This is a genomic window from Nocardia sp. NPDC004415 (assembly GCF_053602435.1).
Genome location: NZ_JBSGDP010000011.1, coordinates 31,715 through 53,197 on the forward strand (window position 1 = coordinate 31,715; position 21,483 = coordinate 53,197).

The 21,483-nt window shown below is 71.3% G+C and carries 18 protein-coding genes; 8 read left to right on the top strand and 10 right to left on the bottom strand.

The features are described from left to right. Positions 1 to 25 precede the first annotated feature (25 nt). Positions 26 to 1,123 (bottom strand): branched-chain amino acid aminotransferase, encoded by a 1,098-nt coding sequence (locus tag ACWEMY_RS07790; protein WP_452389336.1) that lies wholly within the window; start codon positions 1,121 to 1,123, stop codon positions 26 to 28. Between the two features lie 28 nt (positions 1,124 to 1,151). Continuing rightward, positions 1,152 to 2,252, bottom strand: a complete 1,101-nt coding sequence (gene gcvT, locus ACWEMY_RS07795; protein WP_452389337.1) for a glycine cleavage system aminomethyltransferase GcvT — start codon at positions 2,250 to 2,252, stop codon at positions 1,152 to 1,154. 179 nt (positions 2,253 to 2,431) lie between these two features. Between gcvT and ACWEMY_RS07800 the strand changes: the two genes are divergently transcribed. Next, the gene (locus tag ACWEMY_RS07800) at positions 2,432 to 3,994 is read left to right on the top strand and encodes a phosphatase PAP2 family protein (protein ID WP_452389338.1); all 1,563 of its coding nucleotides are present in this window, start codon (positions 2,432 to 2,434) and stop codon (positions 3,992 to 3,994) included. A gap of 5 nt (positions 3,995 to 3,999) precedes the next feature. Then, positions 4,000 to 5,706: a hypothetical protein gene (locus ACWEMY_RS07805; protein WP_452389339.1), complete on the top strand. Its 1,707-nt coding sequence runs from the start codon at positions 4,000 to 4,002 to the stop codon at positions 5,704 to 5,706. 6 nt (positions 5,707 to 5,712) lie between these two features. Here the strand turns inward: ACWEMY_RS07805 and ACWEMY_RS07810 are convergent, their stop codons facing one another. Beyond that, positions 5,713 to 7,641, bottom strand: a complete 1,929-nt coding sequence (locus ACWEMY_RS07810) for a hypothetical protein (protein WP_452389340.1) — start codon at positions 7,639 to 7,641, stop codon at positions 5,713 to 5,715. Between the two features lie 122 nt (positions 7,642 to 7,763). On the opposite strand from ACWEMY_RS07810, the gene ACWEMY_RS07815 reads away from it, so the two are divergent. Beyond that, positions 7,764 to 8,630, top strand: a complete 867-nt coding sequence (locus ACWEMY_RS07815) for a pentapeptide repeat-containing protein (protein ID WP_452389341.1) — start codon at positions 7,764 to 7,766, stop codon at positions 8,628 to 8,630. Between the two features lie 93 nt (positions 8,631 to 8,723). After that, positions 8,724 to 9,353, top strand: a complete 630-nt coding sequence (locus ACWEMY_RS07820) for a nucleotidyltransferase domain-containing protein (protein ID WP_452389342.1) — start codon at positions 8,724 to 8,726, stop codon at positions 9,351 to 9,353. A gap of 14 nt (positions 9,354 to 9,367) precedes the next feature. On the opposite strand, the gene ACWEMY_RS07825 is transcribed toward ACWEMY_RS07820, so the two are convergent. Continuing rightward, entirely contained in the window at positions 9,368 to 10,363 is a 996-nt protein-coding gene (locus tag ACWEMY_RS07825; protein ID WP_452389343.1) for a hypothetical protein, read from the bottom strand. A 157-nt stretch (positions 10,364 to 10,520) separates the two neighbouring features. Here ACWEMY_RS07825 and ACWEMY_RS07830 point away from each other — a divergent pair, with 157 nt between their 5' ends. Beyond that, positions 10,521 to 10,769, top strand: a complete 249-nt coding sequence (locus tag ACWEMY_RS07830; RefSeq protein WP_375937564.1) for a hypothetical protein — start codon at positions 10,521 to 10,523, stop codon at positions 10,767 to 10,769. A gap of 51 nt (positions 10,770 to 10,820) precedes the next feature. Here ACWEMY_RS07830 and ACWEMY_RS07835 read toward each other — a convergent pair whose 3' ends face one another. Next, complete coding sequence (locus ACWEMY_RS07835; RefSeq protein WP_452389344.1) at positions 10,821 to 11,792, bottom strand: hypothetical protein; 972 nt, start codon at positions 11,790 to 11,792, stop codon at positions 10,821 to 10,823. A 96-nt stretch (positions 11,793 to 11,888) separates the two neighbouring features. Further along, complete coding sequence (msrA, locus tag ACWEMY_RS07840) at positions 11,889 to 12,389, bottom strand: peptide-methionine (S)-S-oxide reductase MsrA (protein ID WP_375937930.1); 501 nt, start codon at positions 12,387 to 12,389, stop codon at positions 11,889 to 11,891. A 187-nt stretch (positions 12,390 to 12,576) separates the two neighbouring features. Here msrA and ACWEMY_RS07845 point away from each other — a divergent pair, with 187 nt between their 5' ends. From ACWEMY_RS07845 to ACWEMY_RS07855, 3 genes are all read left to right on the top strand, one after another. Next, on the top strand, positions 12,577 to 13,062 hold the full coding sequence (locus tag ACWEMY_RS07845) for a carboxypeptidase-like regulatory domain-containing protein (protein ID WP_452389345.1): 486 nt from the start codon (positions 12,577 to 12,579) through the stop codon (positions 13,060 to 13,062). A gap of 108 nt (positions 13,063 to 13,170) precedes the next feature. Beyond that, a complete protein-coding gene (locus tag ACWEMY_RS07850) occupies positions 13,171 to 15,126 on the top strand; it encodes a GMC family oxidoreductase N-terminal domain-containing protein (protein WP_452389346.1) in 1,956 nt (651 codons plus the stop codon). 57 nt (positions 15,127 to 15,183) lie between these two features. Continuing rightward, the gene (locus tag ACWEMY_RS07855; protein ID WP_452389347.1) at positions 15,184 to 16,743 is read left to right on the top strand and encodes a serine/threonine-protein kinase; all 1,560 of its coding nucleotides are present in this window, start codon (positions 15,184 to 15,186) and stop codon (positions 16,741 to 16,743) included. Between the two features lie 7 nt (positions 16,744 to 16,750). Here the strand turns inward: ACWEMY_RS07855 and ACWEMY_RS07860 are convergent, their stop codons facing one another. From ACWEMY_RS07860 to ACWEMY_RS07875, 4 genes are read right to left on the bottom strand one after another with little or no spacing between them, the layout of a single operon-like run. Further along, positions 16,751 to 18,055 (bottom strand): AAA domain-containing protein, encoded by a 1,305-nt coding sequence (locus ACWEMY_RS07860; protein WP_452389348.1) that lies wholly within the window; start codon positions 18,053 to 18,055, stop codon positions 16,751 to 16,753. Next, a complete protein-coding gene (locus tag ACWEMY_RS07865) occupies positions 18,052 to 19,533 on the bottom strand; it encodes a hypothetical protein (protein WP_452389349.1) in 1,482 nt (493 codons plus the stop codon). The genes ACWEMY_RS07860 and ACWEMY_RS07865 overlap by 4 nt, the downstream gene beginning before the upstream one ends. Next, positions 19,530 to 20,615, bottom strand: coding sequence for a hypothetical protein (locus tag ACWEMY_RS07870; RefSeq protein ID WP_452389350.1), 1,086 nt, complete (start codon positions 20,613 to 20,615; stop codon positions 19,530 to 19,532). Before ACWEMY_RS07870 ends, ACWEMY_RS07865 begins: the two co-directional genes overlap by 4 nt. Beyond that, positions 20,612 to 21,403 (bottom strand): hypothetical protein, encoded by a 792-nt coding sequence (locus tag ACWEMY_RS07875; protein WP_452389351.1) that lies wholly within the window; start codon positions 21,401 to 21,403, stop codon positions 20,612 to 20,614. Before ACWEMY_RS07875 ends, ACWEMY_RS07870 begins: the two co-directional genes overlap by 4 nt. Positions 21,404 to 21,483: the final 80 nt, after the last annotated feature.

The following is a 21,483-nucleotide window of genomic DNA, read 5'->3' on the forward strand; positions in this document are numbered from 1 at the left end:
AGGGAAACCCGCTCGGGTGGAATTCCTACAGCGTGCGCATCCAGCCGTGGGTGTCGGCGAAGGTGCCGCGCTGGATGCCGGTCAACGTGTCGCGCAGCGCCATCGTCACCTCGCCCGGCTCACCGCCGCCGATGCTGAACTCGCCCTCGGTCGAGCGCACCCAGCCGACCGGGGTGATCACCGCGGCCGTACCGCAGGCGAAGACCTCGCTGATCTCGCCGGACTCGGCGCCCTTGCGCCATTCCTCCACCGAGACCTTGCGCTCCTCGACCGGGTAGCCGGAGTCGGCGGCCAGCGTCAGCAGTGAGTCGCGGGTGATGCCGGGCAGCAGCGAACCGGACAGTTCCGGGGTCACCAGGCGGGCCTCGGAGCCGGTGCCGTAGACGAAGAACAGGTTGTTGGTGCCCATCTCCTCGACGTAGCTGCGCTCGCACGCGTCCAGCCAGACCACCTGGTCGCAGCCCTTCTCGGTGGCCTGGGCCTGCGCGAGCAGCGAGGCCGCGTAGTTGCCCGCCACCTTCGCCTCGCCGGTGCCGCCGGGTGCCGCGCGCACGTACTCGGTGGACAGCCACACCCGCACCGGCTTCACCCCGCGCGGGAAGTACGCGCCCGCCGGCGAGGCCAGCAGCAGGTACTTGTAGGCGGCGGCGGGCTTCACACCCAGGCCCGCCTCGGTGGAGAACATGAACGGACGCAGGTACAGCGATTCCTCGCCACCGGCCGCGGGCACCCAGTCGGCGTCCACGTCGAGCAGCTGACGCACCGATTCGATGAACAGTTCCTCGGGCAGTTCGGCCATCGCCATGCGCGCCGCCGAGCGGCGGAACCGCGCCGCGTTGGCGTCGATGCGGAAGGTGGCGATGCTGCCGTCGGCCTGCCGGTAGGCCTTGAGACCCTCGAAGATGGCCTGGCCGTAGTGGAAGACCATGGTGGCCGGGTCCATCGACAGCGGACCGTACGGTTCGACGCGTGCGTTGCCCCACGCGCCGTCGGCGTAGTCGATGGAGACCATGTGATCGGTGAAGAAGCGCCCGAATCCGGGGGCCGCCAGTACCTCTTCCCGCTGCTGCGCCGCCAGGGGCGCGGGGTGCGGAATACGAGTGAACTGTGCAGCGACTGTCATGATGCGATCCTATATCCGGCGGGTGCGGTCACTTGGTGTTGGTGTCGACGAACGGCGGCCTGACCACCTTCGCGCGCAGCTTGCGCCCACGCACGTCGACCTCGACCTCGTCGCCCGGTTCCAGCTTCGCCTCGGTGTCGAGCAGCGCCAGCGCGATGCCGACCTTGAGCGTGGGCGAGAAGGTGCCCGAGGTGGTCTCCCCGACCGGCGCGCCGTCGCGCAGCACGGTCTGGCCCTGCCGCAGCACGCCGCGGTCGATGGCCTCGAGGCCCATCAGCAGACGGCGCGGTCCGTCGGCCTTCTCCTGTTCGAGCGCGGCCTTGCCCCAGAACGCCGGCTTCTTCCAGCCGACGGCCCAGCCGGTGCGGGCCTGGTTGGGGGTGATGTCGACCGAGAGCTCGTGGCCGTGCAGCGGATAGCCCATCTCGGTGCGCAGGGTGTCGCGGGCGCCGAGACCGGCGGGCTGGCCACCGGCCGCCTCGACCTGCGCAGCCAGTGCGCGGAAGACCGCTTCGGCGTCGTCCCACGTCGGCAGCAGCTCGTAGCCGTGCTCGCCGGTGTAGCCGGTGCGGCACACCCGCACCGGGCGGCCCTGCCATTCGGCGTCGGCGTAGGCCATGTACTCCATGTCGGTGGGCAGGCCGAGCGCGGCGAGCACCTCGGTCGACTTGGGGCCCTGCACGGCGAAGACCGCGTAGTCGCGGTGCTCGTCGGTGACGGTGATCCCCTCCGGCGCCACCTTCCGCAGCTCCGCGACGACCGCGGCGGTGTTGGCCGCGTTGGGCACCAGGAAGATCTCGTCGTCGGCGACGTAGTAGGCGATCAGGTCGTCGATCACCCCGCCCTCGGGGGTGCAGCACAGCGTGTACTGGGCCTTGCCCGGCCGGATGCGGCCCAGGTCGTTGGTCAGCGCCGAGTTCACGAACTCCGCCGCGCCCGCCCCGCGCACGGTCGCCTTGCCCAGGTGGCTCACGTCGAACAGCCCGACCGTGGTCCTGGTCGCGGTGTGCTCGCCCACGGTCCCCGCGTAGGAGACCGGCATCGCCCACCCCCCGAACGGCGCGAAGGTGGCACCGAGTTCGACGTGGACATCGTGGATCGGGCCCTGCAACAGGTGGGAGTCGGTCATCGCCCGAGCTTATCGCCGACACGGCGCGGATCGGGTCCGAGGTACGCACGCCCGCCGGGCCGCTTCCCCCCGCGCGGGCGGGCTCGGCGGGCAGATACTGCCTGTCCCAGCGTGATTCGGGGTCGTCACGATGCGACAGCCGCGCCGCCACCGGTGGGGGACGCGGTAGGGTCGGTGCCGTGAGTGAGTTGCCCGGCCGCAGGTTCCAGAATGTCGCCCGGATCGACGCCGCGACGAGCCGGGCGGTGTCGCGGATTCCGGCGTCGCGCGTCGACACGGGGATGCTGCGGCTGACCAGGTCGGCCAACACCGGCGGGCTGTGGCTGGCCACCGCCGCGGTGCTCGCGCTCGAACCCGGCCCGCCGCGGCGCGCCGCGCTGCGCGGGGTGATCGCGCTGGCCGGGTCGAGTTTCCTGGTGAATCTGGTGCTCAAGACCCTGATCCCGCGCCGCCGCCCGCCCGCCGAACTCATGCCGCTGGGCCGGCGCCTGATCGAAGCGCCCGCGTCCTCGTCGTTCCCGTCCGGGCACAGCGCCAATGCCGCCGCCTTCGCCACGGCCGTCGCGCTGGAGAGCCCGCGCACCGCGCTGGCCGTCGCGCCGGTGGCCGCCGCCGTCGCCTACTCGCGCATCCACACCGGCGCGCACTGGCCCTCCGATGTGCTGGTGGGTGCCGCCGTCGGCACCGGTGTCGCGCTGACCACCCGCCGCTGGTGGCCGATCCGCGAATCCGACGAGGCCGACGCGCACGTCGTGCACGACGCACCGGTCCTCGCCGACGGCGCCGGCCTGCTGCTGCTGATCAACCCCCGCTCCGGCGACTCCGGCTACGACCCCACCGACGACATCGCCGCCGCCCTGCCCCGCGCCACCCTCCTGCAGACCGAACCCGGCCGCGATGCCGCCGAGCAGCTCCAGGAGGCCGTCGACCCGTCGATCGTCGCCGTCGGCGCGGCGGGCGGCGACGGCACCATCGCCGCCGCCGCGGCCGTCGCCGTGCGCAACAAGCTGCCGCTGGTGGTCGTCCCCGCAGGCACCCTCAACCACTTCGCCCGCGACCTCGGCGTCTACGACCTGCGCGAGGTGGTCGACGCCACCGGCACCGGCGAGGCGGTCGAAGTCGACATCGCCGCCGTCGAATTCGAGACCCCCGAGGGAACCCGCACCCACCACCTGATCAATACCGCCAGCATCGGCGCCTACCCCGAACTGGTGCGCCTGCGCGAGAAGTGGGAGGACCGCTGGGGCAAGTGGCCCGCCTTCGCCGCGGCCCTGATCACCACCCTGCACCGGTCCGAACCGATCCGGATCCGCATCGACGACCGCTGGCACGACCTGTGGTTCCTGTTCATCGGCAACGGTCCCTACCACCCGCACGGCGCCGTCCCCGCCTTCCGCTCGCGCCTGGACGAAGGTCTGCTCGATGTGCGCTGGCTGCGCGCCGACGTGCGCTTCTCCCGGACCCGCGCGGTCATCTCCCTGATGCTGGCCGCCATCGGCCACAGCCGCGTCTACGGCGAACGCCAGATGCACGAACTCACCGTCGCCACCCATTCCCCGCAGGCCGTCGCCGCCGACGGCGAAGTCGTCGGCACCTCCTCCACCCTGCGTTTCACCATCGCGGGCCGCGTCCCCGTCTACCGCCGCAACGAGGACAACCCCCGCTGGGAGAACCGCGCCCGCCCCCACCACCGCCGCCCCCTCGCCTGGCTCACCGACCGCCGCGGGCGGGGTGGGCAGTAGCGTCGTTGCCCGAGTCACCCGGCGCCGGAACCGGATTCGCCGCAGGCCGTGCGCGCTGGTCCACCTTCGGGCACGAGCGGGTGGTCCTGGCGGTGGTCCACAATGTCACCGCCGCGACCCGCCTGTTCGACACCCTCCCGATCCTCGCGGGCGACCCCCGCGTCCGCATGGTCTTCACCCGTCCGGGTTCCTCGGCCTTCGACCGCGACACCACCGCCTTCCTCGCCCACCGCGGCGTCACCGAGATCGGCTGGACCGAGGCCGTCACCCACCGTTTCGACCTCGCCGTTTCGGCCAGCTACGGCGGCGATCTCCACAAAATAATCGCCCCTTTGTTCATCATTCCGCACGGAATGGGATACAATAAATATCTGAACAAAGAAACAAAGAAACAAAGAAACAAAGAAACAAAGAAACAAAGAAACAATTCGGTATTCGGTCTCTCGGCCGAGTGGCTCACCCACGACGGCACCCTGATCCCCACCGCGATCGTCCTGTCCCACACCGAACAGCGCGACCGCCTCGCCGCCGCGTTCCCAGCAGCGCTACCGAACACCCTGGTAGCTGGCGATATCTGCTTCGATCAGCTCACCGCGAGCCTGCCCCTGCGTGCGGCCTACCGCCGCGCCTTCGGCCTCACACCCCGCCAATCGCTGGTCGTCCTCTCCTCCACGTGGGGCCCGGAATCATTGCTCGCCCGGCACCCCGAACTACCGGCCCGCCTGGCCGAGGAACTCCCCTCCGATGAATTCCGGCTGATCCTCGCCCCGCACCCCAATATCGCCGCCGAACATTCCGGCTGGCAATTCGGCGAATATCTGCGTGCGGCAGCCCGCGCCGGTGTACACATTCTCGACGATGTCGACGGCTGGAAAGCCGCGATCCTCGCCGCCGACCTGCTCATCGGCGACCACGGCTCGGTCACCTTCTACGGCGCCGCACTGGGTGTCGCCCCGCTGCTGGCGACGGCTCCCGCCCACACTGTGGATCCGGCATCGCCGATCGCCGGATTCCTGGCCGCCGCACCACGTCTCACCATCGACGCCGACCCGACCACCCAGATCAGGACGGCGATCACCGATCACGACCCCGCCCGCTACGCCCCGGTCACCGAGCGCACCACCTCGCACCCGCTCGCCGGTTCGGCACTGCTGCGCACCGCCCTCTACGAGGCGATGGCGCTGTCGGAGCCCGATCCGGTCCCCGACATCCCCGCCGTCCCGCTGCCGCGGGCACCGCTGCCCACGCCCGATTCCCATCTGGTCCTGGTCGATTCCCCCGATCCCGGCACCGCGCGGGTCACCCGCTACCCCGCCGAGCGGCTGCGTTCCGGTGCCGATCTCCCCCGGGGCGCGCATCTCGCGGTCGGCGTCCGGGAACCACTGCACCGCTGGCTTCGCCTGGCGGACCTGATGATCGGCGAACCGGGCCCCGCCACCGCGACGTGGATCGCCGAGACCCTGCGCGCGCTGCCCGGCTGCCGACTGGCCGCGGCGCCGGACGGACCGGGGACGTGGCTACTCGGCACCGGCACCGACCTGCTGACGATCACCGGCTCCGACGCCGCGTGCCGGTTGTTCGCCTCGGTCGCCGGGACGCACCTCGGCCGGGGAACCGCGATCGCGCGGCTGTGCGGACAGTGGACGATCGAGTGCGGCGGTGTGTCCCACCCGGTCTCGGTGCGCGCGGACGGCTCACCTCGACCCGAGTGACCGGCTTCAGGCCGTCGGCTCGTCGAGCAGCGCCCTGGCCCGCGTCGCGTCGGCGGTGAGCCCGGCCTGCTCGTAGTGCGCGACCGCCCGCACCAGGAACTCCCGCGCACCGTCCCGGTCACCCCTGGCACGAGCCACACCGGCCGCCGCCACGGCGATCTCGCCGAGGTCGAACGAGCGCCTGCGCGACCGCATGATCGTGTAGGCGGCATCGAGTTCGGTGGCGGCCCGGTCGAATTCGCCCAGCTCGGCCAGCGTGCGTCCGCGCCAGTATTTCGCCTTGGCTTCGTTGTCGGTCTCCTCCGAGGGCAGAGCGGCGAAGCCCGCCTCGGCGACAGCGAGCAGTTCCAGTGCCGCGGTGGGCGACTCGGCCTTGGCCAGGTGCAGCGCGGCGATCAGGATCCGGCGCCGGTCACCGATCTGCTCGGCGAGTTCGGCGCTGCGGCGCAGCAGTTCCCGCGCCTCGGGTCTGCGTTGCTGCCCCAGACGCACCAGCCCGAGGCCCTCGATCGCGCTGGCTTCCAGGTCGACCCGGGTCGCGGCCGCGGCGCCCGCGCTGAATTCTCCGGCCGCCTGCTCGGTGTCGCCCGCCCAGACCAGCCCGAACCCACGCTGGATGTGCAGCAGACCGGTGATGTCGGGTTGCCCGGCCCGCGCGGCGGCGCGCAGGCCCCACTCGTGCAGCAGGCGCAGGTCGTCGAGGATCTTCTCCTTCTCGTGGAAGGCCCACAGCAGCACCGCCCAGCGCTGTGGATGGTGCGCGTCTCCGAGCTCGTCGAGGTATTCGGCGGCCGCCAGGATCGCGGTGCGTTCCTCCCACAGCCAGGCGCGAGCTTGCTCGGCGGAGCCGAATACCGCGGCGCCGGTGGTGGTTTCGTGCAGCAGCAGTTCCCGCCACGGCCGTCCGGGAGCGATCAGCGCGTCGGCCGCGGCGATGCGGGTGTCGTAGTGCTCGACGAGTGTCCACTCGTCGGCGTGGCGTTCGGCGGTGGTGCGCTCGTCCAGCTCGGCCGCGTGCCGCCGGACCAGCTCGCGCACCTGGTACCGCTGGGCACCCACCGGGGCGATCAGGTGCATGTCGGCCAGGTCGATCAACAGGTCCTCGACCTCGCCGACCGGCAGGTCCAGCACCGCGGCCAATGCCTCGGCGCCGACCCGGCCGCCGTGCGCTCGCAGACCCAGCGCGCGATAGCAGCGCTGCGAGGGCCCGGCCAGCAACCGGTAGGCCGCGCCGTAGACACGATCCAGCGGTAGCACCGTCCTGCGGCGGTCTTCGTCGCGAAGCCGTTCCACTGTCTCGCGCAGCGGTGCCGTGCTCCGCCGGGCGCCGCGGTAGATCATGGTCGCCACGATCCGCAGCGCCTGCGGCAGGTGACCGCACAGCGCGATCAGGTCCGGGATCACCTCGGCTTCGGCGCGGCAGCGATCGGCGCCCACCAGGATCTCGAGCAGGTGGCGGGCGGCGGCGTCGTCGAGCCGGTCGAGCACGAACAACTCCATTCCCGCCGCGTCCACCGGCGCCGCGGGGCGCGCCTCGGTCACCACGACCAACGACGACCCCTCGCCCGGAAGCAAGGCCCTGACCTGCTGTTCGGTCACCACGCCGTCCAGGAAGACCACCAGCGACCGGTCCCTGGTCAAGGCCCGGTAGCGGGCCTGGCGCGCACCGCGCAGGCCGGAGATGTCCTCGGCGGACTCCCCCAGTGCCCGCAGCGCCAGCGCGAGCACATCGTCGGGGTGGTCCGGTTGCTCGGTGCCGCCGAAGGGCAGATACAGCTCGCCGTCGGCGTAGTACGGCCGCAGCCGGTGTACCAGCTCGATACCGAAGGCGGTCTTGCCGATCCCCGGCTCCCCGCTCAGCACGACGGTGCGGTTGCCCGGCCCGCTCCCGAGTACCCGCTCGGTGACCTCGGCCATCAGCCGCTCGTGATTCACGAACGGTCGAACACGTTCCGGCAGTACGTAACTCGACAGCATCACCCAACCCCCATCGACGACTCCGCATAGTACAGTGCGGACAACGACCCGGCACCGTGCCGAGGAGTCTGGACAGTTCGATGAGAGTACGCCCGATCCTCACCGCCCTCGGTATCGCCGCGGCGGTGGTTCTGCTGATCCTGGCGGTCTACCGGCTGCCGCTGGTGCTCGCGCCGGAGGGGTTGCACGAGCTGGCGGCCAAGGAGCGGCTGGACGCGGCGGCGGCGCAGCGCAATCAGTTCGCCACGCTGCTCGGGACGCTCGTGGCGCTGGCCGGGTTGGGCTATACGGCGCGCAAGTTCCTGCTGGATCGGGCGAAACAGGATGTCGACCGGTTCAGTGCGGTGGTGGGGCATCTGGCCGCCGAGGATCCGGTGACCCGTTCCGGCGGGGTCTTCGCCTTGCAGCGGCTCATGGAGGACGCGCCGCGGGAGCGGGAACGTGGGCTGCGGCTGCTGGCGCGGCTGCTCCAGCGCCGCACGGCCGGTGGCGAATTCGCGAGTGGCCCCGGTGATCTCGTCGACGCGGTGACGGTGCTGCGCAGTCAGCTCCTCGGCCGGGGTGCCCCCGTCGAACTCGATCTCACCGGTGCCCGGCTGCCCGGCGCGGACCTGCGCGGTGTGCGGCTGCGCGGTGCCCGTCTGGCGCGGACGGATCTGTCCGCCGCCGACCTGCGCGGCGCCGACCTGCGCGAGGCCGACCTGTCCGAGGCCACCCTGACCGGCGCCGATCTGCGCGAGGTCGATCTGCGCGGGGCCATCCTGCGCCGCACCCGGCTCGACACCGCGCGGTTGTCCGGTGCCGATCTCACCGGCGCCGACCTCACGGGCACCGTCCTCAGCGGTACCGACCTCACGAGCGCCCAGCTGCACGGCCTGGACACCACCACCGCCCTCGGCCTGCCCACCGGCGACGCGCTCCCGGCGCCGACGGCCCCCAACCCCTGAGCCGCCCGGTATACCTCACGAACCCGTCTCACCTGCGTCACCATTGATCACAACCACACCGATCGGCCCGTGCTCCGGGCACATCATGGACGGATGAGGGCTCCCGACGGTGGACGTTCGATCAGCGCGGCCGAGGCCGACCAGCGGTGGGACGCGTGGACGCCCAGCGTGGTGGCCGCGCGGCTGAGCGGCTGTACCGCGCCGTGGGCGGTGGCGGGCGGCTGGGCGCTGGATCTGTTCGCCGGGTCGATCTCGCGGGCGCACGCCGATATCGAGATCACGGTTCCCCGCGCGGAGTTCCCGCAGGTCGCCGCGGCCTTTCCCGAGTACGAGTGGGATGTCGTCGGTGACGGCCGCGTCTGGCCCTACGCCAGGGCCGCCGACCACCCCGACCTGCACCAGACCTGGCTGCGCGACCCCTACACCGGCACCTATCACCTCGATGTCTTCCGTGAACCCCACGACGGCGGCACCTGGATCTGCCGCCGCCATCCCGCCATCACGCTGCCCTACACCGACCTCGTGCACACCACTCCGACCGGCATCCCGTACGTGATCCCCGAGGTCGTCCTGCTCTTCAAGGCGAAAGCCGCGCGCCCCAAGGACGACGCCGACTTCGACCGCATCCTCCCCCTGCTCCCCGACCCCCACCGCGCCCGCCTGACATCCTGGCTCACCACCGCGCACCCGGCCCACCCCTGGCTCACCCGCACCGCCGCCTGAACCCAGCGGACCCGTCAGCTCGGCAACCCGCACCAGTCGTGCCGATAATCCGCCCAATCCTGTTCCGTGGCGGCGAAATCCACATACAGCGCGACACCGAACGCACCGCGGCCGACCTCCGCGCGGGTCAGACCCAGCCGGATACCCCGCACCGCCGCGGCCACCGTCTCGGCCGCACCGTGATGACCGGGGTCGTCGGCCCAGAACGCCGGGGCACCCATCAGCAGATCGACCTCGGCGGGTGTCACCTCGGCGGCCAGCGCGGTCTGCTGGGCGACATACCCGCTGTAGAGCGCTCGCGTGGGCATGGCCGTGTCATAGGACATCACCGCCACCTGGTCGACACGACGGGTCACGTCGGCGAAATAAGCCTGGCTCCACCACTTTCCGTGGTCGGCCACGGCCAGACCGACCGAATGCAGACCCGGCAGCGGATCGATCACCGGCGCCGACACCGACAGCGGGACCCCGGCCGCCGCGGTCACCGCTCGGGTCGCGTCGAGCAGGGCGAGGAAACCCGGAGAGCCGGAACGCACCGGTTCGAGGTCGTAATGCACACCGTCGAAGCCGTACTCCAGCACACGGCGGGCCGAGGCGACGACGCGCTCGCGCGAGGCCGCCGATTCCACATCCAACCCGTCGAATTCGGGCTGCACGACATCACCGAGCCAGGACTGCACCCGGATGCCGGGCAGTGTCGCGTGCACGGCCTCGACGAACCACCGGGCCCGCGGCGCCAGCTCGTCGCGCAGGCTCCCGTCGTGTTCCAGCGGCCCGGTGTGGACATACAGATCCCGGATGCCGGTGCCCGCCAGCAACTTCGCCAGCGCGGCGACATCGGCCTCGGATTTGCGGCCGTCCACCCACGCGTGCCCGAGCCAGACCGCGTCGCGCCCCCGGGTGCGCGCCTGCTCGGACTGCTCACCGATATTGTGCGCGAGCAGCGCGCACAATACGCCCACGACCGGCGCGAACACGACCGCGAGCACGATGCAGAGCACCACCGCCACGCGCCTCCGCCACGACCACCGACACCATCTCTCCCGCATGATTCCTCCCCCGTGACAACGAACCACCCAGTTTACCGACAGGTACCGATCCGCAGATTTCCGGCAAATCGACCAACCGTGAAACACTGTGCCCCGCTGTACAACTGAACGGAGCACCATGAAACTCGCTGTCACCCTCGCCGCTGCCGCCGCCGCGGCCTTCGCCTTCGCGATCGCGGCCCCGGCCGTGGCCACCGCGCAGCCCTCGAACTGCCACAGCTCGTACACCCCCTGCCTGCCGATCGTCAGCGATGTCGACTGCGAGGGCGGCAGCGGCAACGGCCCCGTCTACACCGGCCCGGTCCGGGTCATCGGCCCCGACGAGTACGGCCTGGACCGTGACGGCGACGGATACGGCTGCGAGTAGGGCATGAAGAAGGGGCGTGCGAGCAATCGCACGCCCCTTCTCCGTTGTCCGTCAGCGGTTCTCGGGACCACCCTGCCCCGGGTCACCCGGCTTGCCCAGATCCGGACCCGACTCCGGCCCGCCGTAACCCTGGCCGCCACCGCCGGGCCCACCGTAGCCTTGGCCACCGCCCGGCGCACCGTACCCGGGGCCGCCGTATCCCTGGCCGCCCTCGGCCGGGCCGCCGTAGCCCGGCGCACCGTATCCGGGACCGCCCGCGGCGCCGGGGTACCCCGGCTGACCACCGAATCCGCCCTCGGGACCGCCGTACTGCTGCGGATACCCCGGCTCCGGCGTGGCCGCCACCGGTCCACCGGTGACCACGCGGTAGGCGTAGGTCGAGGCGATGATCGTCAGCGGGATCGTCACCAGCAGGCCGAGACCACACGGGATCGCGCCCAGCACATTGATGCCGAACAGGGCCAGCGCCAGCAACAGCAGCGGGCCCGCATTGCCCGAGATCGCCGAGAAACTGGATTTGATCGCGGTGACCGCGTCCTGATCCCGGTCGATCACGAATTGCATGGTCCACCAGGTGAAGAAGGCGACGACGATACCCGGCAGAATGCACAGCAGCAGACCGATACCGGTCGCCAGACCAACCAGCAGACCGGCCAGAATGATCACACCGACTTTGCTGAACTGGAAGAAATCACCGAATGCCGGTTTACGCCCGTCGGTTTCGTGCAGGGCTCCGCGCACCAGCGCCGCCGAGATCAGGTAGCCGACGATCGTGGTCACGACGGTGCCGATCAGCTGCCAGATCCCGAACCCGATGACGACGGCGCCGTCACTGTCGGTATCGGTGTTGCCGACGCCGAACACGAAATTCAGCGCCACCTGGATCAAGACGGCGACCAGCACGATGGCCACCCACACCACCGCGTTGTCCTTGAATTTGTTCCACCCGTATCCGATCGCGTCGCCGACGCCGAGTTTCGGCCCGGCCGGTGGATAGCCGGGTTGCTGCTGGCCATACGTCATTCGAATCGCACCCCTCATCGACTGGACGGCCGCGGCCGCCTATTTATGAGCAGACACCGCCGATCATGGCATATGGATACGAGTGGGCGCGGCGAGTCAGTTCCCGGCGTTTTCCCGCTTGGGCAGTTTCCAGCCCGGGCGCGGGAAGTGGCAGGTGTATCCGTCGGGGTAGCGCCGCAGGTAGTCCTGGTGTTCGGGCTCGGCGTCCCAGAAGGTGCTGGCCGGGGTCACCTCGGTGACGACCTTGCCCGGCCACAGCCCGGACGCGTCGACATCGGCGATGGTGTCCAGGGCGATCCGGCGCTGGTCCTCGTCGAGATAGAAGATGGCCGATCGATAACTCGAACCGATGTCGTTGCCCTGCCGGTCCCGGGTGGTGGGGTCGTGGATCTGGAAGAGGAACTCGAGCAGCGCCCGGTAATCGGTGACGGCCGGGTCGTAGACGATCTCGACCGCTTCCGCGTGCCCGGGATGATTGCGGTAGGTGGGGTGATCATTGCGTCCACCGGTATAGCCGACCCGGGTCGTGAGCACGCCCGGTTGCCTGCGGATCAGCTCCTGCATTCCCCAGAAACAACCACCGGCCAGAATCGCCATACGGGTTTCGGTCACGTCTCCTCCTCGGTGAGAGCGGCGCGGTCGGCGGACTTCGGCCACAACCGTCTCCTGGAGAACTCCCGACGACCCCCGGAAAATTCCCGGCAGTAAGGTTGCCGCCCGAGCGTTACCTCGCGCGTGTCCACGCGTACCCGGTGTCACCGAGGAAAAGGAGGAAAACGGCGCCATGCCACGGTTCGGCATCACCCGGAGTTCGGCGATCGGCCTACTGGCGGCAGTATCGATCGGGACGGGGGTCGCGCACGCGCACCCCGGCCACGACGACTCGGTCGCGCAGAAATCGGCCTGCGCGCAACCCGGTCAGCCCCGCCAGGACGACCTCCAGGCCCGCGCACCCAGCCCGACCGCCGTCGGCCAGATCGACGCGGTGCTGATCACCTCGGACTCCCGGCGTCCGGTCCCCGGCGGCAAGGTGGTGCTCACCGGCTTCGACTCCTGCGGCGACACCATCCACCGGCGGCTGACCACCGGGTCCGACGGGCAGGTCAGCTTCCGCGCCCTGCAACCCGGCCGCTACCAGGTCACCGCCTACGCCAGCGAGGTGGCGGTCCGGTCGATCTCCTCGGCCGACATCGACCTCACCGTGTCGACCCGCAAGACCCTGCAGTTCACCGCGGGCACCGAGGATTTCATCCCGGCGACCGTGGATTGAGCGCGCGGTTTCGGGGCCGGGCGTGCTCCGGCCCCGAAACCGTTGACTCCCAGCGGGACCCGAACCGCCGTGATACAAATCACCCAGCAGTGGAAGGGTGGTTTCCGCATGGAGCTGACAGCCGGACAACGAGCCGCACTGGGCACGATCTGCGACACGTTCCTCCCCGGTGACGGCCTCGGGCTCCCCGCCGCGACCGAGCTCGGCGTCGTCGACACCATCGTCGAGATCCTGCGCCGCAACCCCCGCGAAGCCGACCGCAAGCAGCTCGCCCTGCTGCTGAGCCTGTGGGACTCCCCGCTCACCGGCCTGCTCACCGGCAGCGGGCCGCGCCGGTTCTCCTCGCTGTCGCAGGAGCGGCGCGAGGCTGCCCTGCTGCGCCTCGGCGATTCCCGGCTGGCCCCGGCGCGCGCGATCTTCCAGGCGCTCGAGCAGGCCGCGCTGCTGGCCTACAACATCACCCCGGGTCCGACCGGCGAGAATCCGCTCTGGAAGCAGATCGGCTATCCGCCGCCGCCGGGCCGGCTGCCGAACGCCGCCGCTCCCGCGCTCAGCCCGCGGCGGTTCACCGCGCCGACCACCCTGGACTGCGATGTCGTCGTGGTCGGGTCCGGCGCCGGAGGTGGTGCCGCGGCGGCGGTGCTGGCCGAGGCGGGTCTGGACGTGGTGGTCCTGGAACGCGGCGGCTACTACGACGACCGCGACTTCGGTGACGGCGAACTCGCCGCCCTGACCAGTCTCTACGCGCCCGGTCCGCCCGCGACGGCGGAAGGTCAGCTCACGCTGGTGGCGGGCAGCTGTCTGGGCGGGGGCACCGTCGTCAACTGGACCACCTCGCTGCCGACCCCGGACCGGGTGCGCGCCGAATGGGCCGACTCGGGCGTCCCGCAGTTCGCCACCGACGAGTTCGGTGACGCGCTCACCGCGGTGCGGCGGCGTCTCGGTGTCACCAAGCGCAAGTCGCCGCTCTCGGCGCGTGACGGGGTGCTCGAACGCGGCGCCCGGGCACTGGGCTGGGATGTCGGCACCCTGCCGCGCAATGTCGGCGACGCCTGCGATGCCGGGATCGAGTGCGGCCGTTGTGGTTACGGCTGCCGGGTGGGTGCCAAGCAGTCGACGGTCAAGACCTGGCTGGCCGACGCGGCGGCACACGGCGCCCGGCTGGTGGTCGACGCCGAGGTCCGCGCGATCAGCGTCACCGCGGGCAAGGCCGACGCGGTGACCGCGCGCACCGGCGCGGGTGTCGAGATCACCGTGCGGGCCCGCGCGGTGGTCGTCGCCGCGGGTGCGATCCAGACCCCGGCGCTGCTGCGCCGCTCCGGGCTGCGCAACGAGAACATCGGACGGCATCTGCGTTTGCATCCGGCGGCGGCGGTGTTCGGTGTGTTCGAGGAGGAGATCCGGCCGTGGGAGGGGGCGCTACAGGGGCGGATCAGCAGGCAGCACGCCGACCTCGACGGCCACGGGTACGGCGTCATCTACGAGACCGGTCCGATGCATCCCGGCCTGGCCACCGGCTTCATGAACTGGCGCGGCGCCGAGCGGCATCGCGCGGCCCTGCTGGACTTCGCGCGCACCGATTCCATCGGGGTGATCACCCGTGATCGCGATTCCGGCAGCGTCACCGTCGGCCGCGACGGCGAACCGGTGGTGAGATACCGCCTCTCGCGCTACGACGCCGCCCACCTGCACACCGGAATCGTCGGCGCGGCCTCGATCCTGGAAGCCGCGGGCGCGCGCCGGATCTCCTCGGGCCACCAGGCGGGCGTCTCGTTCCAACCCGGGGTGCGCGGTTCGCTCGCGGAGTTCGGCGCCGCGTGCGAACGGGCCGGATACGGGCCGGGCCGCTGCGCGATGGGCGCCCTGCACATCATGGGGTCGGCGCGGATGGGCGGCAGCGCGGCGCTGTCGGCCACCGACCCCGACGGCGCCACCTGGGAGGTGCCCAACATCGTGGTGGCCGACGGTTCCAGCTTCCCCACCGCACCGGGTGTGAACCCGATGGTCACCATCGAGGCGATCGGCTACATGAACGCCCACCGGCTGGCGGCCCGGCTCGGCTGACGGGATGACCGGCTAGGCTGCCGGAGTCACGTGCACGGAAACAGGGAGGGGAGCCCGGTGACCGCAGTGGAGGACACCTTCGCCGGCTATCGCATCGAGGGCACCCTCGGGCAGGGTGGGATGGGCACGGTCTACCGGGCCCGACATCCGCGACTACCGCGCACCGTCGCGCTGAAACTGCTCAACCGGGCGGTCTCCGACGACGCGGAACTGCGCCGCCGCTTCGAGCAGGAGGCCGATATCGTCGCGGGCCTGGACCATCCGGGCATCGTCGGCGTCTACGACCGCGGCACCCACGACGGGCACCTGTGGATCTCCATGCGCTTCGTCGAGGGCGCCGACGCGACCCGGCTCGACCCGCGAACCCCACCCGAACAGGTGCTGCGCTACGTGTCCGAGACCGCCGAGGCGCTGGACTACGCGCACCGGCACGGGGTCCTGCACCGCGACGTGAAACCGGCCAACATCCTCATCACCGCCGCCGAGGGCGCCGAATCACGGGCCCTGCTCACCGATTTCGGGATCGCCCGCCTGGTCGAGGCCGACACCAAGCTCACCGCCACCGGCACCTTCACCGCCACCCTGGCCTACGCCTCCCCCGAACAGCTCTCCGGCGAGGTGGTCGACGCGCGCGGTGACCAGTACTCGCTGGCCTGCACCCTGTACATGCTGCTGGCCGGGCAGCCCCCGTTCCCGGCCACCAATCCGGCCCAGGTGATCGCCGGTCACCTCTCCCAGCCGGTGCCGCCGCTGAGCGGAGTGCGCCCCGGCCTGCCCGCGGCACTGGACGTGGTGCTCGCGCGGGCGATGGCCAAACGCCGTGAAGACCGCTTCGCCGACTGCCGCGAGTTCGTCACCGCCGCCCGGGAAGCACTGCTGCACAACACTTTCCCCGCATCGACACCAGGCCGGACACCGGCCGCGGGCTACGCGGCACCGGCCGGACACATCTCCGCCGACGGGCACGCGCTGCCACACGGCTACGCGCAGCAGCCGGGCCTCACACCGCCCGTCGGACACATGATGCCGCCGGGCTACGCCCAGCAGCCCGGCCAGGTGCTGCCGCAGGGCTACGCGCAGCACGCTCCTGGCGGTGGTCATGCGCTGGGCCCGGTCGCGGGGTACGCCGCGCCACCCGGGTACCCCGCCCGACCCGGCTACGCACCGGTCCCGAAAGTGCCTGGCGGCGATGCCAAGACGGCCGCCGTACTCTCCCTCGTGATCGCCGTGGCCAGCGGCTACGTCGGCCTCGCGATGGTGGGGCATCTGATGACCATGCAACCGAGCGACACCGGCTACCGCAGCGACACTGCGATGACCTACACCGAGGATCTGTGGTTCACGATCGGCGCGGTGGTCCTGCTGGTGCCACCCGCGATCATGTCCTTCGTGGGTTCAGTCGCGCTGTTCATGCGCCGCAGAGCGGGCCGGATCTTCGCACTGCTCGGTGCGACCCTCGTCCTGTTGTTCGCCTTCGTCATGGCGGGCATGAGCCTGGTCGACGGGGACTCCAGCTGGATCATCGCCGGGCTCTGCGTCGCGATCCTGCCCGCCTGCACCATCCTGGCCGCCCGCTCCAAGGGCACCGAGCGCTGGCTCGACCAGCCGCGCTACTGACCGCCGCTCAGTGCGTCCCCGCGCGCACCCGGTGCTGCGCCAGATGACTCAGCACCGCCTGATTGGCCTCCCACCCGTCCGGGAACTTCACCGGCACACCGAGATGCACCGGTTCGGCCGACGGGTGCGCGTCGAGCAGTTCGGGAATTCCCGCGCGCCCCACCACGATGCACGCGTGCCGGTGCCGGGACGCCAGCACGCACAACCGCCCGGCCTCCAGGTGGAAGGCGCTCGCGTCGCGCCGTCCGGACAGTGGGTGCAGCACGAGGGTGACGTCGTACTCGCGGCCCTGCAGCCGGTTGGCGGTGTCGACGGTGACCGGCTCGGCCGCGGTGCCACGCAGGGCCGCGCGCACGGCGTCGGCCTGGTCGCGATGCGCGGTGCCCACGGCCACCCGGTCGACGGTGACCGGCCTGCTGCCCGCCTCGGAATGCGCGGTGGCGCCGCGTTCGATCAGCCGGGCGGCGATGTCGGCGATGGCCTGCACCGCCTCGCGGTCGGTGCGCAGAGTGTGCCGGGCCGGGAGTTCGTACCAGCCCCAGCCGGTGGCCGCCGCCTCCTCGAGCACCGCGTCGATCGGGCCGCCGAGGCCGCGCGTGCCGAATTCCATGCGGCGGTCGCCCAATCCGGTGCCGGACTCGAATTCGGTGAACGGGTAGAACGCCTTCGACACCACCGGGGCGGCGGTGGCGGGCAGGCGCCAGGAGACCGGCAGCCGGTGGGTGGGGATGTTGTCGTTGTTTGCCAGCATCACGCTCACCGCGCTCATGGTCGGGTCCCAGGTCAGGCCCGCCCAGCGCGCGGTCTCGACGGTGGCGAACGGGTCGAGCTGGCCGGGATCGCCCACGAACAGCCCGCGATCGAAACGATTCGCGATGCGCAGCAGCATGTCCGAACGCATCTGATACGCCTCGTCGATGATGGCGTGCGACCAGCTGCCCTCGGTGACGGTGGCCCACTTGGCCGCCGTACCGATCACGATGACGCGGTCGGCGAGGTCGCCGGGTTTGGTGGCGACGCGGACATTGCCGTGCTGGTCCACCCGGTCGCTCACGACATAGGCCGCGCTCGACAACCGGCCGATGCGCAGGGCCGGGTCGGCGCCGGCGAGCCGGTCGATGAGGTCGTCGACCTGTTCGTTGGTCTGTGCCACGATCATCCGCTGCTCGTCGTCCTCGGCGAGCTGCCGGGCCGCGCGCACCACCAGCGTGGACTTGCCCGCCCCGGGCGGGGAGTCCACCACCAGCGCGCGATGGCTCGGGTCGCGCAGATCGGTGAGGATGTCGGCCACGGCCTGATCCGGGCTGGTCACAGCGGGTCCTCCCCGTCGTCGGTGGCGTCGGGCGCGTATTCCGGCGGCGGTCCGCCGTGGGTCCACGGGGTGTCCTCGCGCGCGGGCAGATTCAGCTGGCCGGTGAACGGCGTCGGCGTGAACCGCGCGAAGCCGAGTTCGTCCTCGGTGTCGGGCACACTGCCCGGCTCGGGGACGAGCTTGCGGCCCATGCCGCCGGAGAGTTCGAGCACCAGCGTGTCGCCGTCGATCTCGACGACCACCCCGGACTGCTTCGGCCGCTCCACACAGGTCAGCTCCTCGCCGAGCACCGCCGCGAACGGGTCGGACGTGCGGATGTGGATGTACGGGCGCAGTTTCGGACGCGCGCCGGAGCGGTCGAGCCGTTCGGGTTCGCTGTGCACCACGGTGCCGCGGAAGGCGGCGCCGGAGACGCGGTGTTCGAGCATGAGCAGCGGGTCGTCGAAGGCGCACTGGGCCTGCAGGGCCTCGAGCGCGCGTTCGCGTTGCAGCAGTTTGCGGACCGCCCGCACCGCCGGGTCGCGCCGCGACTGCGGTGTGCCCTCGGCCAGTTCGGCGGCGAAATAGGAGAAGGCGCCGCGGTCGTCGGTCCAGCGCGTGTCCACGCTGGCCCCCTCGGGCAGGGCGCGCAACAGCTCGATCCCGCGCCACATGAGCCGCCAGGTGGGTTCGAGCTGACCGCGCAGCGACCGTTCCAGCCGTTCGGCCGCCACCGAGCGGGCGGTGTCGTCGGGTGCGGCGTTGTAGGCGGCGATCAGCGGGGCCAACTCCTCGTTGTCGAAGCCGGGATCGGTGGCCGGACCGGCGGGCGGCGAGCGCAGGGGGTCCTCGGCCAGGGCGGCCGCTTCGGCACCGGTGAGCCCGCGCGGCGGGTCGATCCAGCCCAGCAGCGCGGCGAGATTGCCGTCCTCGAGCGCGGATTGGCCCGAGGCCCAGTGCGCGGCGAGCACCGAGGTCAGCGCGGGCAGCACCGCCGAGCCGGGATGCTCGGCGCGGTCACCGAACCAGGTGAGCCAGCGGCCCAGCAGCGGCACGGCGGGCGGGACCGGGTTGTCGCCGTCGGTGCGGTGGAAACGCACCGACCGGCCCAGCAGTTTCAGGAAGTTCTGGCCGCCGGGATTGGGCGTCCACAGCTGCGGTGCGTCCAGCGCGCGGGTGTAGGTCTCCCCCGCCTTGCTGGTCAGCTCCTCGACATCGGTGAGGAACGAGGCCAGATATGGCAGCACCACGTCGGCGAGCTGCTCGATGAAGCGCAGGCGCAGCACCCGGTCGCGGGGCTGCGGCACGATGAGCACGTTCTGGTCGCCGGGCGCGGTGCCGATCATGATCGCCAGCGGCGCGGCGGCCTCCCCGGCCAGCCGCAGCGGAACGGCCACCAGCGGCCGCTCGGCCAGGTGCACGTGCCGCACCGCGGCGGTCGGTTGCGCGCGGCCCGAGCGCACGGCCTCGGCCTTGGCCAGCGCCGACAGCACGCTCATCCGGCGATCTCCAGCCGCAACCGGTGCGCGGTGCGCAGCAGGGCGGTGATGTCGGCGTGTTCGGGCCCCGGTTCCAGGGTGCCGTCGGCCAGGCCGAGCACGGTGTGCAGATTGTCGATGCCGCCCACCTCGTCGCACACCCCGCGCCCCAGCGCGTCCAGCGAACCGCAGGCGCGCGCCTCGTCGCGGCAGGCGAAGGCCAGTTCGCAGCTGGACATGCACTCGGGCGCGTAGCGCGCGGGAATCGCCGCGACGGTTTTTTCCAGGCCGTCGCCGGGCGCGAAGGTGGCCTCCGGCGGCAACAGCTCGAGCAGCTCGGGGATCGCGGTGAGCCGGGCGAGCTGGCGGCCCACCACGGCCAGCTGCTTGCGCAGGTCGACCAGCTCGGCCGTCGGCCGGTTGCTGAAGTCCTTGGCGCACACCAGGATCACATTGTGCGACACCAGCTCCGGTGACTCCCCGATCGCGCTCATCAGCTCGCGCAGCGCGATCACGTACACCGCCGACTGCCGCGCGGCCGCGGCGACCTGCGCCGGATCGGCCTGCCCGTCGATCACCGGGAACGCCTTGATCTCGACCACGTGGAACTTGCCGTCGAGCTGCACCGCCACCACGTCGGGTTCGAGATAGGCGGTGGCACCAGCGATGTCGAGACGCAGCATCGGGTGGTCGAACAGGGTGCCGTCCCCGGCCTCGATCGTGCTCTTCAGCAACTGCTTGGTGCGCTGATAGCGCACGGCGTTGCCGGTGTTCTCGCCGACCGAGTTCAGGTCGTGGTAGGCGACCTCGGGCACCGTGAGGCCGAGCTTGTCGCGCAGCAGCGCCAGCAGTTCGGCGCAGCCGTTGGCCTTGACCATCGACTCGAAGGCGTTGCCGCGGGTGATCGCGAACTGCGACTGACCGAATTGCGGTGGGAACCCCAGGGACTGGGCGATCGCGGTCTTGTCCACCGCGGCCGCGTCGAGCAGGGCGCGGCGCGCGCATCCCGGATTGGCCGTCAAGGCGGCGATGGTGCGGGCATTGTGCCTGGTCGCGGGCGCCGCGCCGCGCAACTGATCCAACTGTGCTGCGAGAGTGCTCATTTCACCTCGATCCGTCGCCGATCGGCTACCCCGAGCCGAACACCGAATAGTTGTGCGGCCGGATCAGCGAGCTGATCGGCCGCCCGGTGCGCGGCGGTTCGCCGCTGCCGCGCGTCCTCGTCCTCGTGCACCGCCAGCTCCCGTCGGGCCGCCGCGATCACCGTCGCCGGGTCGAGCGCGTCCGGCGCGCCGCGCACGCCCGGGATCGAGACGGCGAGCCGCCACAGTACGCGCCTGCCCGCCGATTCCGCGGCAGGCTGCGCCGCGAGGTGCTCGGCCAGCCGGATCGCCGAGACCAGCAGGGCCACCCGGGGACTCAGTGGTCCGACCATCCGCCGTTCCAGCGGCCAGGAGCTCACCGCCATCAGCCCGCGCGCGGGCGCCAGCAGATCGGTGGTGAGCGCGGCGCACAGGTAGTACGGCCGCGCGTACGGCGCCGAACGGAAGGAGCGTTCCTCGTCGCGGCGCAGGCTGGTGAGCCGCGCGGGCAGCAGCTCCCCGGAGAAGAACGCGTCGTGGGTGGCCAGCACAAGTTTCGGCGCGGACGGCACCGACAGCAGTGTCAGCGCGCGGTGCACGTGCTCGCGCACCGGCACCCCGGGCGCCTCGACCTGTTCCGGTTCCTCCGGCATCGAGCCGAGAACCACGGCGTCCCAGTCGGTCTCGGCCTGACGCAACCGGGCTCGCAACTGCCGCGCCGCGACCCGGTCACCGGACGCGGCCGCCCGGCGCACCTCGGCCCGCAATCCGCTGATGCGCGCCTCCAGCTCCTCGGCCGAGTCCGTCACGCGACGGAGCGTATCCACAGCTACCAGTATTGTCCAGTGAATCCCAGTATTTTTCGTCGCGCGGAGGCGAAGTGTGCGAC

What these genes read in the sequence shown, in the direction of transcription:
- ACWEMY_RS07790 (WP_452389336.1), bottom strand. Translation starts at nt 1,123, where the DNA reads ATGACAGTCGCTGCACAGTTCACTCGTATTCCGCACCCCGCGCCCCTG.
- gcvT (WP_452389337.1), bottom strand. Translation starts at nt 2,252, where the DNA reads ATGACCGACTCCCACCTGTTGCAGGGCCCGATCCACGATGTCCACGTC.
- ACWEMY_RS07815 (WP_452389341.1), top strand. Translation starts at nt 7,764, where the DNA reads ATGAGAGTACGCCCGATCCTCACCGCCCTCGGTATCGCCGCGGCGGTG.
- ACWEMY_RS07820 (WP_452389342.1), top strand. Translation starts at nt 8,724, where the DNA reads ATGAGGGCTCCCGACGGTGGACGTTCGATCAGCGCGGCCGAGGCCGAC.
- ACWEMY_RS07830 (WP_375937564.1), top strand. Translation starts at nt 10,521, where the DNA reads ATGAAACTCGCTGTCACCCTCGCCGCTGCCGCCGCCGCGGCCTTCGCC.
- ACWEMY_RS07835 (WP_452389344.1), bottom strand. Translation starts at nt 11,792, where the DNA reads ATGACGTATGGCCAGCAGCAACCCGGCTATCCACCGGCCGGGCCGAAA.
- msrA (WP_375937930.1), bottom strand. Translation starts at nt 12,389, where the DNA reads ATGGCGATTCTGGCCGGTGGTTGTTTCTGGGGAATGCAGGAGCTGATC.
- ACWEMY_RS07845 (WP_452389345.1), top strand. Translation starts at nt 12,577, where the DNA reads ATGCCACGGTTCGGCATCACCCGGAGTTCGGCGATCGGCCTACTGGCG.
- ACWEMY_RS07850 (WP_452389346.1), top strand. Translation starts at nt 13,171, where the DNA reads ATGGAGCTGACAGCCGGACAACGAGCCGCACTGGGCACGATCTGCGAC.
- ACWEMY_RS07865 (WP_452389349.1), bottom strand. Translation starts at nt 19,533, where the DNA reads ATGAGCGTGCTGTCGGCGCTGGCCAAGGCCGAGGCCGTGCGCTCGGGC.
- ACWEMY_RS07870 (WP_452389350.1), bottom strand. Translation starts at nt 20,615, where the DNA reads ATGAGCACTCTCGCAGCACAGTTGGATCAGTTGCGCGGCGCGGCGCCC.